Source organism: Victivallis sp. Marseille-Q1083 (assembly GCF_903645315.1).
In the GTDB taxonomy this organism is placed as follows: Bacteria; Verrucomicrobiota; Lentisphaeria; order Victivallales; family Victivallaceae; genus UMGS1518.
Genome location: NZ_CAHJXL010000001.1, coordinates 3,095,579 through 3,112,058, shown reverse-complemented (window position 1 = coordinate 3,112,058; position 16,480 = coordinate 3,095,579). Strand labels below are relative to the sequence as shown.

9 protein-coding genes are annotated in these 16,480 nt (G+C 42.1%); all 9 read right to left on the bottom strand.

Annotated features, from left to right (window positions below; genetic code table 11):
• Window positions 1-135: 135 nt before the first annotated feature.
• Window positions 136-1,599 (bottom strand): IS1380 family transposase, encoded by a 1,464-nt coding sequence (locus tag HWX74_RS12775; RefSeq protein WP_176013904.1) that lies wholly within the window; start codon window positions 1,597-1,599, stop codon window positions 136-138.
• A gap of 95 nt (window positions 1,600-1,694) precedes the next feature.
• Entirely contained in the window at window positions 1,695-3,236 is a 1,542-nt protein-coding gene (locus HWX74_RS12770) for an RHS repeat domain-containing protein (protein WP_176013903.1), read from the bottom strand.
• Window positions 3,236-3,706, bottom strand: coding sequence for a hypothetical protein (locus HWX74_RS12765; protein ID WP_176013902.1), 471 nt, complete (start codon window positions 3,704-3,706; stop codon window positions 3,236-3,238). Before HWX74_RS12765 ends, HWX74_RS12770 begins: the two co-directional genes overlap by 1 nt.
• 27 nt (window positions 3,707-3,733) lie before the next feature.
• A complete protein-coding gene (locus HWX74_RS12760) occupies window positions 3,734-5,359 on the bottom strand; it encodes an RHS repeat domain-containing protein (protein WP_176013901.1) in 1,626 nt (541 codons plus the stop codon).
• Between the two features lie 18 nt (window positions 5,360-5,377).
• Entirely contained in the window at window positions 5,378-5,785 is a 408-nt protein-coding gene (locus HWX74_RS12755) for a hypothetical protein (RefSeq protein WP_176013900.1), read from the bottom strand.
• A 141-nt stretch (window positions 5,786-5,926) separates the two neighbouring features.
• Complete coding sequence (locus HWX74_RS12750) at window positions 5,927-11,650, bottom strand: RHS repeat-associated core domain-containing protein (protein WP_176013899.1); 5,724 nt, start codon at window positions 11,648-11,650, stop codon at window positions 5,927-5,929.
• A gap of 61 nt (window positions 11,651-11,711) precedes the next feature.
• Complete coding sequence (locus HWX74_RS12745) at window positions 11,712-12,572, bottom strand: HEAT repeat domain-containing protein (protein WP_176013898.1); 861 nt, start codon at window positions 12,570-12,572, stop codon at window positions 11,712-11,714.
• 15 nt (window positions 12,573-12,587) lie between these two features.
• Window positions 12,588-13,469, bottom strand: a complete 882-nt coding sequence (locus tag HWX74_RS12740; protein WP_176013897.1) for a hypothetical protein — start codon at window positions 13,467-13,469, stop codon at window positions 12,588-12,590.
• Window positions 13,470-13,484: 15 nt separating this feature from the next.
• Complete coding sequence (locus tag HWX74_RS12735) at window positions 13,485-16,466, bottom strand: RHS repeat domain-containing protein (protein WP_176013896.1); 2,982 nt, start codon at window positions 16,464-16,466, stop codon at window positions 13,485-13,487.
• Window positions 16,467-16,480 lie beyond the last annotated feature (14 nt).

Here is a 16,480-nt window from a genome sequence, read left to right as displayed (position 1 = left end):
GAATCGTCGAGAAATGTTCAGAAGATTCGGAAGTTTTTATTTTCAGAGTCGGATATTGTCGTTTTTTTGCAAATTGAGCATATTCCCCCTTTCCCCCGTTGTTGTTCGGCGAGCCGGGGACAGCTCTCCAAGGTTTTATTCCCAAGCGATGATTTTCGCAGCGATCAAGCGGAGGAGTTCCTGATTTGGACAAGCACTTGAAAGAGCAACATAAATTTTTCTGGTATTCCGCCGAATAATGGCACCGATTTTCACCAGGTATAAGCGAATGCTGCCGCAGGTAGCCTCGGCAAATTGAGTTCCTGTCAACAACAATGCCCGAAACCGTTCCATGAGAATATAAGCCAAACTTGAAAGCAGAAGCCGGAATTGATTTGCCGCAAAGTCATGGCAGCTCGTCCGATCAGCGAAAAGATCCAGCTGCTGTTCCTTGATCCTGTTTTCCATCTCACCTCGGGCGCAATAGACTTTTTCATAAAGATATTGTCCATCATCATCATCAAGATTGGTGACGATAAAACGATTATTCGGTCCGGGGGAGTTGAATTCCGCTTTGGCAATCACCCGACGCGGGTATTTCCAAGTTCCTGCCGCATATTCGAACTGAGTAAACAGTTTTGCTTTTTCATGTGTTTCGTTGTAAAGTGCTTCCGCTTTGATTTGAAGATCTTTTGATAATTCCAGCAAACGTGGATTTTTCGCCAATCCGACAATATATTTGACCTCATTTTTATCACACCAATTCAGCATTTTCTGCCGACAAAAGCCACTGTCTCCCCGGAAAATAATCTTAACCTTCGGCCATTTCTGCCGAAAGCGCTTTACCAGTAGCGAGAGAATCGCCCAGGCATGCTTGGCCGCATCAATTTTTGATNACCAGTTCAGCATTTTCTGCCGACAAAAGCCACTGTCTCCCCGGAAAATAATCTTAACCTTCGGCCATTTCTGCCGAAAGCGCTTTACCAGTAGCGAGAGAATCGCCCAGGCATGCTTGGCCGCATCAATTTTTGATGGACGCAAATAAGCCACAAGCAATTGATCCCCGCAGAAAACATACAACGGCAAAAAGCAATAGTGGTCATAATAGCCATGAAAAAAGCGATTTTCCTGCATCCCGTAAGTGAGGTCATCGGTAGCATCGAAATCAAGAATCAATTCTCGAGGCGGCGTGGAAAAACTTTCGATAAAGAATTCGACAAACAATCGGCTCAAATCTACGCAAGCACGACGATCGATTCCATTTTCGAATCGACATAAAGTGCTTGGAGTGGCGAGTTGACGATCACGACCGACAACAGTTTGAATCAGCGGATCAGTTCGCAATTCATGATGGTCATTGAGATCTTCATGGCCGGCAACCAAACCAAAAACTCGTTGACGAAGCATGCTCAGATAGGAATGCTCAACTTTTCCGGGCTGTCGAATATCAAAAGAATCCAGCAGGTTACCGGCGCGCCGGGTCAAACCGAGTTTGCGGTCGAATTCTTTCACAAAAAGCAACCCGCCGTCACTGCTGATATCTCCACCGGCGAAATTGAATTCAATTTTTCTGCTTTTCGGACCTTGAAAGACCGGAATCGAAACATTACATTTTGTCATTGGCAGACCTCGGCGTTATATTGTGATGTAAGATATTACAATATAATACGTTAGTCGAGAATCTGCCTCTTTGTTTTTGAAAATTTACGCAATATTCAGGTTAACCAATATCCACCTGTAATTTGTTCTTCTTCATAACTATCTACCTCCCATTCCCCTTTGCCATTTTGTTTTAGTTGCATTAAGACAGGTTTCCCTTGAGATCCATCGGAACAACAACATGATGTTTCAGATGGCTGGGCAACATAACCACTTATATTTTCTATGTTTGCATTATTTCCAGGATTAATACTCATTTTATCTTCATCACTCAGTATAGAATCGTTTTCTGGACTAAAGAGAGTAATAGTAACAGCAATAGGTTGTAGATGATATATAGGAGATGTATGTTCTGGAGGCTCCGATCGAGTTTCAAAAACGAATTTTTGTTTTCGTCCATTAATATCATATGATGAAACTGGATCGTTACGAACAAAGGACAATACATTTATTCTGTCATTTATTCCTATTGGATCTTTGGACAACCATCTGCCAATTTTCGGATCGTATTCACGGAAGTTATAATAGATCAAATTGTTTTCTCTATCAAGATATTCACTGCTCCAGGTTAAAACATTGGTGATTGCATAGGTTCCGGAAGATTTTATTAGGTGTCCATATGGGCTATATTCGTAATGTGCAACACTTATTCCGGATAAATCGGTAATGTCAGTTATATTCTTATTGCCATCGGTGTGGTAGAAATAAGTTTTATTTGCTGCGGCATCGAAAACCGTCAACGGGCTATCAAGCATTACCGGCTGCCAGACATAACGACGTAGGATGGCATTGTTATTCAGTCCATTAAGCTCTTCAATCAGCTTATATCCATCGTAAACAAAGCGGATATGACTGGTTAAAGTGCTGCCATTATAGACTTTCTTTTCAATGCGTCGGCCCATGTAATCGTAAGCGAATTCCAGCTTTGCCGTTCCTTTTTCGGCTTTGATCATCCGGTTTTCGGCGTTCCAGGTTTGCGTCCAACCGTCGCGGGTCAGCATGTTGCCGTCGGCGTCATAGGTCGGATTCTGAATTGTGCCTGCCTGATTCAATGCTGAATATTGATTGAGATTGTTGGCGGTATAGGTCCAATTCGTACCGGCCAGACTGGCCGTCTTGCGGTTGCCGATTGGATCGTAGGTATAACTGTAACTATACGAAGCATTGTTGTTCGATGAGGCGCCGATCAGTTCGGAATAGCTGTTGTAAGTGTAACTCAAAACATCAGCAGCGGTGAAGGCACTGCCGCTGCGGTTCATGCTGGTACGGCGTCCAAGCGCATCATTGTTATATTGGAATGTGCTGATTGATCCGTTGGCAACTTTGGTCAACAGATCTCTGGCAGTTTCGTAGGTGTAGTTGGTCGATGCATTATTCGGTCGGGTCATTGAAGCGATCAAATCGCTGTCGGCAAGAAAGGTATAATTGAAAACGCCGGCCGCGGTAGTCACTTTATTCAAGCGACTATACTGGTCGTAACCATAGGTGTACAGATTGACCGTACCGATGTTCAATCCACTGTAACTTCCCTTTAAGCCGCTGTTGGTATAAACGCGATTCAGCTCTTTCGTATAGATACCATTGAGAATTTTTAGCATTACTCGTCCATTATATATTCCAATTTCTGAGTTAATTGCTCATAGTATCGTAAATCTAATGTTACCACAATAAGCTGATTACAATGCGTAAAATCTGAATCCGTCATGATTTGACAAATACGATCTATAGTATCATTAATACTATCATATTTATCTCCTTTTTCCCAAAATGTTTCAATGTCTTCAATATTCATTTCTCCATCAATATCCGTGATCATCACTTGAAGCCAATCAACAGAATCATGTTTCTTAGAGCTATCTGGTCCTATTGCATCAAAATAATACATTCCTGCTAATAATAATCTTTTGAGAAAAGAGGTTTCATCTGTATTAAGATCACATTGATCGTATATACATGCAAATGGCATAAATATCTTATTTTTATTAATTTCTATGTCATTATAATTTTGGATTAAAATAATTTCATTAAAAATTTTCTGTGGATTTTGACATACAAATTTTTTAAACATCACATAATTCCTTTATATTTTTTTAAATTACATATCGCAACCTAAATCTCTCATTTTATCAATAATATCCAATATCTGTTTTTGAAATTTCTCTAAATTATTACTATGCTTCTTAATAGTTTTCCAAAGAAAATTAGCTCTACCCTTTATAGCTTTTTCAACTAAATCTTGACGACCAATTTCTGAAAGATGTCTTAATATACCTTGGTTATCATATCTAAATGGATTTTCAAGATAATCTTTTAGTTTTTGTTCATGTTCTTCAATATTTTTTCGAGCACCAGCTTGATCTTTTCGTAATTTTTTCAATTGTTCTCGAAGTTTTTCACATTGTGGTGGTTCAGTAGAATTTGAACAATTTTGTTGCGATTCAGAGATGACTTGTGCTTGAGCTATCGCAGTTGCCATTGCTAATAGAGCTGTTTGATCATATATTTGCTGAGCAATTAATTCTTGTAAAAGTGATTGTGCTAATTCTATATCGCCAGCTCTTATAGCGGCCTCAACACTTCCATCTAATGATGATATTGCCAATCCCCAATTATCATAAAAACTAATTGGTGAATTATTTGCATAAGAAAATAGATTTATGCTTATAAATTCTTCAAGTATATCTCGTGACAACCAACGCCCCAGTTTCGGATCATATTCCCGGAAGTTATAATAAATCAAACCGGTCTCCCGGTCAGTGTATTCGCTGCTCCAAGTAAGGACGTTAGTATTTGCATAAGCACCGGAGGATTTCACCAGTTGTCCAAAAGGACTGTATTCATAATGCGCGACTATCGCGCCAGCAGAGTCCGTCAGATCAGTCACGTTCTTATTAGCATCGGCATGGTAGAAATATGTTTTATTCGCAACAGCATCAAAAACCGTCAACGGGCTATCAAGCATTACCGGTTGCCAGACATAACGACGCAAAACGGTATTGTTGTTCATCCCATTCAGCTCTTCGATCAGTTTGTATCCGTCATAAACAAAACGGATATGACCGGTCAACGTGTTGCCGTTGTAAACCTTTTTTTCAATACGCCGTCCCATATAATCGTAAGCAAACTCCAATTTTGCGGTCCCTTTTTCGGCTTTGACCAGCCGGTTCTCGGCGTTCCAGGTTTGAGTCCAGCCGTCGCGAGTCAGCATGTTACCATCGGCGTCATAGGTCGGATTCTGAATTGTTCCTGCCTGATTTAAAATTGTATATTGATTGAGACTGTTGGCGGTATAGGTCCAGTTGGTTCCGGCCAGGCCAGCCGTCTTGCGGTTGCCGATTGGATCGTAGGTATAGTTGTAACTATACGAAGCATTGTTGTTCGATGAAGCGCCGGTCAGTTCGGAATAGCTGTTGTAAGTGTAACTCAAAACATCTGCAGCGGTGAAAGCGCTGCCGCTGCGGTTCATGCTGGTACGGCGTCCGAGCGCGTCGTTGGCATATTGGAATGTGCTGATGGTTCCGTTGGCAACTTTGGTCAACAGATCCTTGGTGGTTTCATAAGTGTAGGTTGTCGCCACATTATTCGGTCGGGTCATGGAAGCGATCTGGTCGCTGTTGGCCAGAAATGTATAATTGAAAATACCGGCTGCGGTAGTCACCTTATTCAAGCGACTGTACTGGTCGTAACCATAAGTATAAAGATTGGTCGTGCCGATGTTCAATTTGAAATAGTTACCTAATTATTTTTTTTGATTTATTCTTCTCATTGTTTGTAAATAAAAATCTTCTATTTTTGGATTTGCATATTCTATTTCCTCTTGCATATATCTATATAAAGAATCTGTATCAAAACAATTTAAAAATATACCAATAGCATCCCAACTACGTATATATGGAATAATTTTTACATAGGTCGCTATTGCTGGCCGAAAGATTTCACTCCAATCATCTTGATTCTCATTAGTAATTCTGTTTAACATAAATAGGGAAAAAATACTTCCAGCAATTGTCATACCAGAAAGTTTATCAGTTTTCGAACCAACAATCATCAATAAGTACGATATAATTATTTCGTTTAAATTCTTAAATTCCCCTATATATTGGCCTTGAGTAATTAATGTGAGTAATTCATCTTCTGTTAGCCACATATCAACTCCGCATAATTCGCTGATGTGATCACAAAGTTTCTGCGGCGATAATTTTTTGTTTTCTAAATAGTTATAAATATATTGAATATATAAAAAGCTATATTGGGTGTTCATAATCAATAAAACCTAATTAAATTAAAGTTAGTTAATTGTTTTTATGGCCAAATCCAAACAATGTAAAGCGGCTCTAAATTTATTATTTAATTCATTCATATGGTTATTCTCTTTTAATGTACTTCCTGTCCTAATACTACCCGGAAGTATAAAATCACATTTATTTCTAAGGTAATTCATACGTCCTGTTACTTCGTCCAGGCAGATTGTTGCCATGGCAAAAAGTTCTTCACGAGTCCAACAACCCTTACATCTTCTGCATTCGAAAGATTTATAGTAATTCCAAAGTGATTCACAATATGCCACACTTGCCAAATAAGCCGTTGCTGCAGCTACAGCAGCCTTAGTTAGGTATACCCCCTCATTTTGAAGCAACCATAAAATTGTATCAATATCTCCCTGTAAAATAGCTTGTTCCATAGTTGCAGAAACAGAATCAAGACTCATTAATCCTAAGGAATCGGTATAATTTATAGGATTATTATTGACAAAACTATATAAGTTTCTGAATTTATCAATATCGATAAGGTCCTTTGAAATCCATCGTCCCAATAATGGACTATAATATCTGTAATTATAATAAATTAAATTATTTTCTTGATCATAATATTCACTACTCCAAGTTAACACATTTGTATTTGCATAACTTCCAGATGACTTAACAAGTTGTCCAAAGGGACTGTATTCATAATGCGCAACAACTTCTCCTGCAGAGTTGGTTAAATCAGTTATATTTTTTTGGGCATCTATGTGATAAAAATAAGTTTTGTCTATGCCAGCATCGAAAACTGTCAACGGTGTCTTGAATTGTATTGCTTGCCAGACATAGCGACGTAATGTAGCATTGTTGTTTAAACCATCAAGTTCTTCAATCAGGCTATAACCATCATAAACAAATCGAATATGACTTGTTAAAGAGTTGCCGCTGTAAACCTTCTTTTCTATGCGTCTGCCCATGAAATCATAAGCAAATTCCAGTTTTGCGGTACCTTTTTCGGCCTTGATCAGTCGGTTTTCGGCGTTCCATGTTTGTGTCCAACCGTCGCGAGTCAACATATTGCCATCAGCATCATAGGTCGGATTTTGAATTGATCCAGTTTGATTTATGGTTGTGTATTGATTGAGATTATTAGTCGTATAGCTCCAATTGCTACCAGCCAGACCGGCTGTTTTGCGGTTGCCGATCGGATCATAGTTATAACTGTAATTGTAGAACGCATTATTGTTTGACGAAGCGCCAGTCAATTCAGAGTAACTGTTATAGGTATAACTCAAGATATCGGCAACAGTGAAAGCGCTGCCTCTACGGCTTACGCTGGTACGGCGTCCGAGTACATCATTAGTATATTGAAAAGTGCTGATCGAGCCGTTGGCAACTGTGGTCAACAGATCTTTGGTTGGTTCATAGGTATAGCTTGTCGATACATTATTCGGCCTAGTTATTGAAGCAATCAAATTACTTTCTGCAAGATATGTATAGTCGAAATTTCCACTTGCAGTCGCTATTTTATTTAAACGATTATATTGGTCATAGCGATATGAATATAAACTGGTATTACCAATGCTCAATCCGAGATAATTACCCTTGAAACCAGCTGCTGAATATATACGATTTAATTCCTTCGTATAGATACCATCAATTGCTTCCTTTTGTAATGTCAGTTGTGGACTATAACTAAAGGTATGAATTCCAGTTTCGTCAATAATAGTAGATATTTTTCCGATACGATTATAAGTAAATGAAATAGATGGCGTTTCATCTGTATAATCAATTGTCTGAGGTTTGCCAAGTGCATCATAAGTATATATTTTTTGCAAAGATTGATTATTGAATTTTCGTGCCAACGTTTTTATATGCAGTCTTCCGTCATCATAATAATCATAAAGCGTACTTCTCCCCGCAGCATCAATTTTTTCAATTATTAATCCAGTAGCAATATCATAATTCCATGTCGTAATATTAGCATTCGTTTGATCTGATGGCCAAATAGGTGAAGTCCAATTGCTATCATTTCTATAAGTTTTTATTTGTATTAAGTCGCCATACGAATTATAGAGATGCTCTGTGGGGTAGACATTATCTCCCCATGTTTTATTGATTTCGCCGAAATTATTATACGCAAAATAGGTATATTGATTCAAGCTGTTTTTTATTGATTTTATATGACCAGTTATTGAATCATAATCATATGTTATATATCCATTAGATTCATGAGGCTCTGTCTTAATTTTTCCTTTTTTACCAACTCCATCTTGATAGTAAGTTAATATTTCTGTACCAGTTCTGGCATTTGAAGTATCAATTAATCGCTCTAAGCAATCATAATTATATGAAACTGTTATACCTGAAGAATCTTTTTTTGACTTTAGCAACTTATTACAATATTTACTTTGCATAATAATAGAAGAAAAAGGAACATCAATATCAATAATCATTTCATGGGTTTGACGATTCAGCTTTGTTTGCGTTAAAGTCACATTACCATAGATATCAATCTCTTCTAATTCAGTAATAATGTCAGTGTTAAACCCTGATAATTTATTTTTTTTCTGATTAAGTATCGTTATAATATTACTATTTGAAGTTGCATAAGTTGATTCAGTTTTGTGATTATACCAATTACCATTCTCTTTTATAAATGAATTATTAGTGAGCAATATTACATCATCAGAAATTGCCGTTAAATTACCATCTTTATTAATGTCGAAGCCAATTTGCTTTAATTCACTAATAGAATCATAAGTAAAAAAAATTGTTGGCTGATAGGTACTAGTTATCATAATTAGTTGATTTTTAGTATTGTAGAAATATTCCGCGACTAAGACGCTATTATTAGCACCAGGCAGTTCAATTTTAATTTTTCTATTTAATAAATCATAGTATTCCTTATACCACCTAGGGGAATCGACACTACCTACTGTGATTTTGTTCCACTGCAATCCTCCGGCTATAACCCCATAGTCACTATATTGTGAAGTTTGTCCACTTCCTGTCATAGATGAAATATTTGTATCACAAAATGCTTCTATTATTTCAGTTATATTCCCTGGTTTTGTTGTAATTTTGATAGAACCATGCAGGTTCGAACCAACATTACTACCGTTAAGATAGGTATAGGTAGATGTCAAACCAGACTGATCAGTCGTTGAAGTTATTTGTCCGGCATAATTATATGTTGAACTTTCACTCAAACTCAAGTTCCCCCCCGATACTATTGTATTCAATACACGTCCTTGAGCGTCATAGGTATAACTTGTCACCAGATCCGGTTGATCGCCGATACCCACTTTGGTCTTGGAAATCAGCCGCTTCAACGCGTCATAGGCATAAGTGTACTGTGTTCCATCCGGCAGTGTTTCGGAGGTCTTCATGCAGCAGTTCCAGGTGTATTCGGTCAGTTCGTTGTTCGAGGTCTTGATCGCCAGCGGACGCATCCAGGCGTCGTAGCTGGCGGCGGTCCAACCGAACCGCTCGAAACCGCTGCCGGTATACACATACTTTTCTTTCATGACCACATTGCCGATGCCGTCGAAGATCGTCACCTGCTGGCCGGTCTTGTTGGCGACGCCGTTCGGGTTGGCGGTGGTGCCGTAAGTCACCGTCATTTTGACTGCGGTGCCGGTGCCGGCGGTAAAGGTTCCGGCCCCCAATGAACTGCCGGCATTCCAGTTGCCATACGCATAGGTATAGGTTTCGGTGGTGTCGTTCGGATAGGTGATCCGGTACAACCGGCCGGCCGACGGTGAGCTGCTGTCGCCTTTGGCGTAGTATCGTTTTTCGGTTTTCAGGTTCGCCGCGTCGTTCCAGGCGGCATCCTGGGTGGTGCCTTGCTGGTTGATCTCGTAATACTGATTGGATGCGAAATAATACGCGTTAAACTCTTTTCTCACGGTGACGCCGAGAATCTTTTCCTCAATGGAGCGCGGCCGGGCGTCGTTCGGCTGCACGGTGTCGCGGGAGTCCAGCGGCGCGTAGGAATAAGTGATTGAACGGGCCTGGCTGGCCGGGGATTTCAGCGGTGAGTTTTTCCATGGTTTGATTTCTTCGATCACCCGGCCTTCATCATCGTATTTGTACCAGACCCAGTTGCCGTCCGGGTAACTGATGGTTTCGACCCGGCCGATGCCGCCGCCGCTGGAATAATAGGTATAGACCGTCTGCAGGTTGGCGCCTTCCGGATCGAGGGTGCTGACCACGGTGCGATCTCCGAACGGGAACTTCTGCATGACGCGAGTGCTTTTGCTGGCGATTTCGCCGGCGGCGGTCTTAACCGTTTCGCTGATCGTCCGCACCGTTTTCGAGTAATTCCAACTGGTGCTCTGCGAGATGACTTCCAGGCCGTCCGGCGAATCCAGCTTCCAGCCTTCCTGCGCATAACTGTAGTCGTAAAGGCTCACCTCATCGGTGGTTACGCCGTTGACCGTCACCGATTTGGTGACTTGGACCTGGGTGGCCTGACCGGGATTCGGGTTTTCAATCTTCCAGACGGTATGCGGATCGCCGGTCGGCACATAAGCGCCGTTGGTCTTGGTTCCGGCGCTGGCCGGCGGATAGATGCGGATCTCGTAGCTGTTGCCGGGGGCGGTGACGACGACGTCGGCCAGCCCCTCGGCGCTGCTCCACACCTGCTTGATGTTGCCGGATTCGTCGTAAATGATTTCCAGTCCGACGCTCGGCGAGTCCGGCTTGATCGTCCGGCCGAACGGCGTCGTCAGGGATATCACCTGGCCGTCTTCGGCCGAATAACGCATCACATAGCCGTCGCCGATGAACATGTCGTAATAAGTCGGGTTGTCGGTGACCGGGGTGCCGGTGGCGTTGACCATCTGCAGCCGGTAGTTGTAGTAAGCTTTCTGGCCGGAGAGCTTGGCGGTGTTTTCGTTCTGCGGAAAATTGAAGATCAACACCTCGCGGTCTTTGGTCAGAAGCTTCACCTGCCGGACCGTGTTGCCGGGCATATCGCTGTGGTTGCCGCCGCAATCCGGACAGGTGCCGCTCAGGGTTGCGGTTCCCTGCCCTGGCGTGGCTCCGCCGGCGTCATTATTTGCTCCAGGTGTATTATTATTCGGATGAATTCCGATCGTCGCATCTCCGGCCGCGTACATTTCGTGGGTCATCGAGCCGGAGGAGCCCATCGGCGGTCTGGTCACCGCAATAGTCAACCGGTCGAGCAGACGGTTCAGGTATTGCAGCGTCTGCGGGGTGTAGATCGCCGAACTCGGCGCGATCGTGTAGATGCTGAAACGGCCCAGCACATCAATGTTTTCATTGGCCGGAATGCCGAAGTTGATCGAGATATCGACGCTGCCGACTTTTGTCGTACCGCTTCCGGCGTTGCGCATCACGGTCGGTTGGATAACCCCGCCGCCAGAACCATCAGCAAAACTTTGGGTTCCTCCGCCGGTTCCAAAGGATGCTCCGCCACCGGTTTCACCGCCATGACCGGGGCCGCCGGTNGTACCGCTCCCGGCGTTGCGCATCACGGTCGGTTGGATAACCCCGCCGCCAGAACCATCAGCAAAACTTTGGGTTCCTCCGCCGGTTCCAAAGGATGCTCCGCCACCGGTTTCACCGCCATGACCGGGGCCGCCGGTTCCGACGCCACCGTTACCGGATGATGAAGAGTTTTCACCACATTCACACTCCTTTTCGCAGTTCTCGCCGCCTTCGCAGGGGAGATTCGCATAAGCCAAACTAGAAAATAAGGCTGCAAATAGCATACTGAAACCGATAACATGATTTCTGTTCATTTTCCTCTCCCTTGCTTTGATATTTTATAAATAAATTATTATTTATAAAATTATATCTCTTTTACTTTTGCAGCTTCACCAAAGCGGCCTGGGCAGGTTTTTGTACTCTGGGATCGGTTTGTTTGCTCAGGGTTTCAAGATATGGGATGTCAGTGGCGTCACCAAGATAGCCGACTGCGGCGATAGCCGAGGCGCGAAGCATGATATCTTTGCAGGTTTTCATCAGCTCGCGGGCTTGCGGTAGAGCTCGCTTATCTCCGGCTTCGCCGCAGGCTTGCAGCAAGGGTAACTTTGAAGCATTGGAACAATCCGGTTGATTCAATATTTCGACAATCTTGTCAATGATAGCTTGCTTGTCGAATCCGGGATAGTCGGACATCTGCCAGAGCATATAACCGGCAGTTCCGGCGATTCGGTTCTGCCATTCGTTCAAGGCCTCTTCCAGCCCGGCTTTCAGGATTTTGCGGTCGGCTTCTCCGACGTAACGATAATACTTGCCGAAAAACTGGACGCAGTAATCCCGCCAGGTCACATCATAGGATTTATCCCGGAACATGGTATCGAGATGTTTGGCCAGCTCTTTTGGAACTCTCTCCTGCCAGATCAATGCCCAGGTCAATTCATTTTTCAAGCCGTTGAACTCCAGATCCGGCAATTCCTGATCTTCAAGCTTTTGAAAGAGAAAATCATAAAAAGCATCAATCTGGTCCTGCGGCAGATTTCTACCCAGTGCATGTATGGCTTGAACACGAGGAAGGTAAGAATTATCGTCGGTCATCCCGACGATAAGCTTGACATTATCAGGTAAAGAAGTAATTGTTATTACGGGAAGATCAGCCTTAGATTCAGGTAATTTATCTGCTTGAGCAATATCACACAATAACAGACATAATCCCGTGGGAAGCCATAAAACGCGTTTCATTTTTCCACCTTTTATTTATGCTGTTGCAGATATCTGTTTCGGGCAAAATAATTGCCATTGCGTATCATCAAATCCGATTTTTGCGGCTTCCTGATAATATTTTTCTCTTATGTCATTGTCATTACCGATAAGTGTCCAGTAAATATATGCCCATAATGGAAAAAGATCTTTTTCCAAGGGGTCTTCCGCATTAGGATCAGGGAGAAATAAATTTATTAATGCTTTATCCCTTGAATCTATATATTGTTGCAAATCTGCGGGAATTGAAGTTTTAGCAGAAAGCCAAGTCATGAAGAACCAGCGATAACCGTTTTTGTAATCAAGTTTTTGTGAAAAATAATATTTGCCGATTTCTTGAGCAGTCTGAAAATTATATTTATTTATCACCTTGATTCCTTCGTTTTCAAAATTTGTTATTTTAAATCTATCATTCAAATGTTTATGCATCTTGTAGCCATAAACGTAATAAATATAAAGTGCCGTATAAAAATAAGCGATAGCGGTTAGAATAGCTCCTACAGTAATGAAATATGGAACATTGGGATATAGTATGATTGCTATAAAATATAATACAGCCATTCCTAAAATTGAAACTAGTAATATATGAAACCTCCATACTGAGCAAAAAGATATTAACATATATTCATTCTGTTTTGCAATTTTTTTCTTTATTTGCTTAACAGAAACAGGATAATACCCCAAATAAGCTCCAAAGAATGTCATTTTACTGAAACAACTAAAAAGTAACCACAGCGGGATAATATATAAACTCACTGTAGCGACAATTTTAAACTTTATTCCAGTATTTATAGAATGGCATACAAACAATGAAATAGCAATGATTAAGCCCATAAGCATTGTGTAACGACAAATGGTATATAAAATAAAAGCACGCATTGCAAAAACCTTGATTTAGTATTTAACACAACATTTATTATACAAATATCGCAAATCTTCTCCCTTTTGCATACGCCTATCCAATAATTTTCCATATCCTTCCAACATTTTTTGATTTGTTTCATCTTCAATTTTCGCTATATATATTCCATAACCAATATTGATAGCACTGCGCCCAATTGCTTCTCCTGTTGCGAGAAATGCTAAAGGCGGTGCTAAAAATGCAAATGGTCTATAACCAGTTGCCATAACAGCTGCACCACCAAGTGATTCCCCAACGGAAACCATTCCCTCAGTTATATCACCTGTGGAAAATGCTTGATAAGCTCCGTATAATCCCATTCCAATGCCGAGACCTCCAATACCATACCCCGTATATTTAAGTCCCGTAGGCACAGCTTCCCCTAGGTTTTCCATTCTCTCCTGCACAAGAAACAGTCCATAATCTAAGCCAGCAATTGCGGCGCTAGAAGCTGTCGTGGTAACCTCCCCCCATCCGCTGTCGTTTAAAGCTTCATTGATTCTATCGCGATAATTGTCCATCATTCGATCGTTATTGAGGATATCCTCCCGCAGCTTAGCGCAATTCAGTAATCCCAAATTATCCCACACATTGGTCACCATGTTTGCACTCATGGCATATAGATTGATTCCGCCGTTTTCACCGATAGGATCACGGGACAACCAGCGTCCCAACAATGGATCGTATTCGCGGAAATTATAATAGACCAGACCGGTTTCGCGATCCAGATATTCTCCGCTCCAGGTAAAAACATTGGTCGCGGCATAACTTCCGCCAGACTTCACCAGTTGCCCGAAAGGACTGTATTCATAGTGAGCGACATTGACTCCGGCAGAATCCGTCAAATCAGTGATATTTTTGTTGGCATCGGCATGATAAGTATACGTCTTGCTGGCGGCGGCGTCGAATACCGTCAAAGGTACATCCATCATAACCGGCTGCCAGGTATAGCGGCGCATGACGGCATTGTTGCTCAAACCATTGAGTTCTTCGACTAGTTTGTAACCGTCATAAACAAAACGGATATGGCTGGTCAAAGTAGTGCCGTTATAAACTTTCTTCTCAACCCGGCGGCCCATGTAGTCGTAAACAAACTCCAGCTTTGCCGATCCTTTTTCCGCTTTAATTAATCGGTTTTCGGCATTCCAGGTTTGCGTCCAACCGTCACGGGTCAACATATTGCCATCAGCGTCATAGGTCGGGTTCTGAACCGTTCCGGCTTTGTTCAATGCCGTATATTGATTAAGGTTATTAGCGGTATAAGTCCAATTGACTCCGGCGATCCCGGCAGCCTTGCGATTGCCGATCGGATCGTAAGTATAGGTATAATTATAGGAGGCATTATTGTTGGATGAAGCGCCGGCAAGTTCCGAGCGGGCATCATAAGTATAACTCAATAATTCAGGTGCTGAGAAAACACTGCCAGTTCGGCTTACACTGGTACGACGCCCAAGAGCGTCGTTGAGATAAGTCAATGTACTCATGGAGCCATCGATGATTTTCGTCAACAGATTGCGATCATCATCATAGGTATAGGAGGTTGTCAAGCTGTTGGGACGTCCAATGGACGCGATCAGGTCACTATTGGCAAGATAAACATAGTTGAAAGCACCGGCAGAAGTGGACACTTGATTCAAGCGTCCATATTGGTCATAACCATAAGTGTATAAATTGACATTGCCGATATTCATACCCAGGCTGCGCCCTTTCATGCCGGTGGTCGCATAATTGTGAATTAGCTCTTTCGTATAAATACCATTGATTGCCTCTTTTTGCAAAGCCAATTGCGCATTATAGGTAAATATTCTTGTACCAACGGCATCCGCTACGGTAAGCGGTCGTCCGAGCCGATCATAAGTGATAGTGATGTCCGGCGTCGTATCCGAATAATCGATTTTTATCAATTCGTTGAAGACATTATAGGTATAAGTTGTTGTCAGCGGCTGATTGTTACTCTGCCTTGCCCAGGTTCTCTTTTGCAATGTTCCATTTGGATTATAAATATAAGATATTGATTTTCCAGCCGGATCGGTTTTCACCTTAACCAGACCGGATGCGGCGTCATATGTCCATTGAGTAACATCAGCCGTAATATTGCCCCCAGGCCATGACACATTGCTCCAACTGGTGCCACTGCGATATGTTTTGGAATGCGTTAACTGTCCTTGTGAATCATAAATTCTTTCCATCGGATAATCACAATCCCCCCAACTTCGGACAACCTGGTTCAGGTTATTGTATGTATAATATGTCTTTTGATTCAAGGCGTTTTGTACTGATTTCACTAACCCGGTTGTGCTTTCATAGTCATAAGTAACCATATTTCCTGCCGCATCGGTCTGTGTGCAAAGTTTCCCTATTTTACCGGAACCGGAAGAATAGTACGTGATCTGGCTTTCTCCAATTCTGGGATCTGTGATACCGATAACCCGGCCAAGCGCATCATAGGAATAGGTTGTTGTCAGATTTGATGGTGTTCGAGAGGACTGAAGCAATCCATTGACTGTAATTTCCTGCTGCGCTACAGTTGAAAACGGATACAGGATATTCAGAGTGGTTTTGCGATTGGCTCTATCCACCTGAATCGTGTCGGTAATGACATTTCCATTCACATCAATATGTTGGGTTTCGGCAACAGTTCCGGTCGGGAGACCAGATAATTTTTCTTTCGATTGAAGTATGGTGGTTGCAGTTCCGTTATTGGTTGTGGCATAGGCCGATTGGATGGTTTTGAAAAACCAGAAGTTGCTTTCTTTGACAAAGAGTTGCTCTGTCACCAAAAGCCGATCCGATGAGGCCACTGTCAAATTATTGTTATCATCGGCATCATATCCGCTCTGGGTCAGGTTGCCGAGTGCGTCGTAAACGAAGAGCATGACAGGATGTCCTGTTTCTGTAACCCGGAATAATTGGTTTTTGGCGTTATAAAAATATTGTGTGGTTAGCCTGAATATTGCGTAAATTTTCAAAAACAAAGAGGCAGATTCTC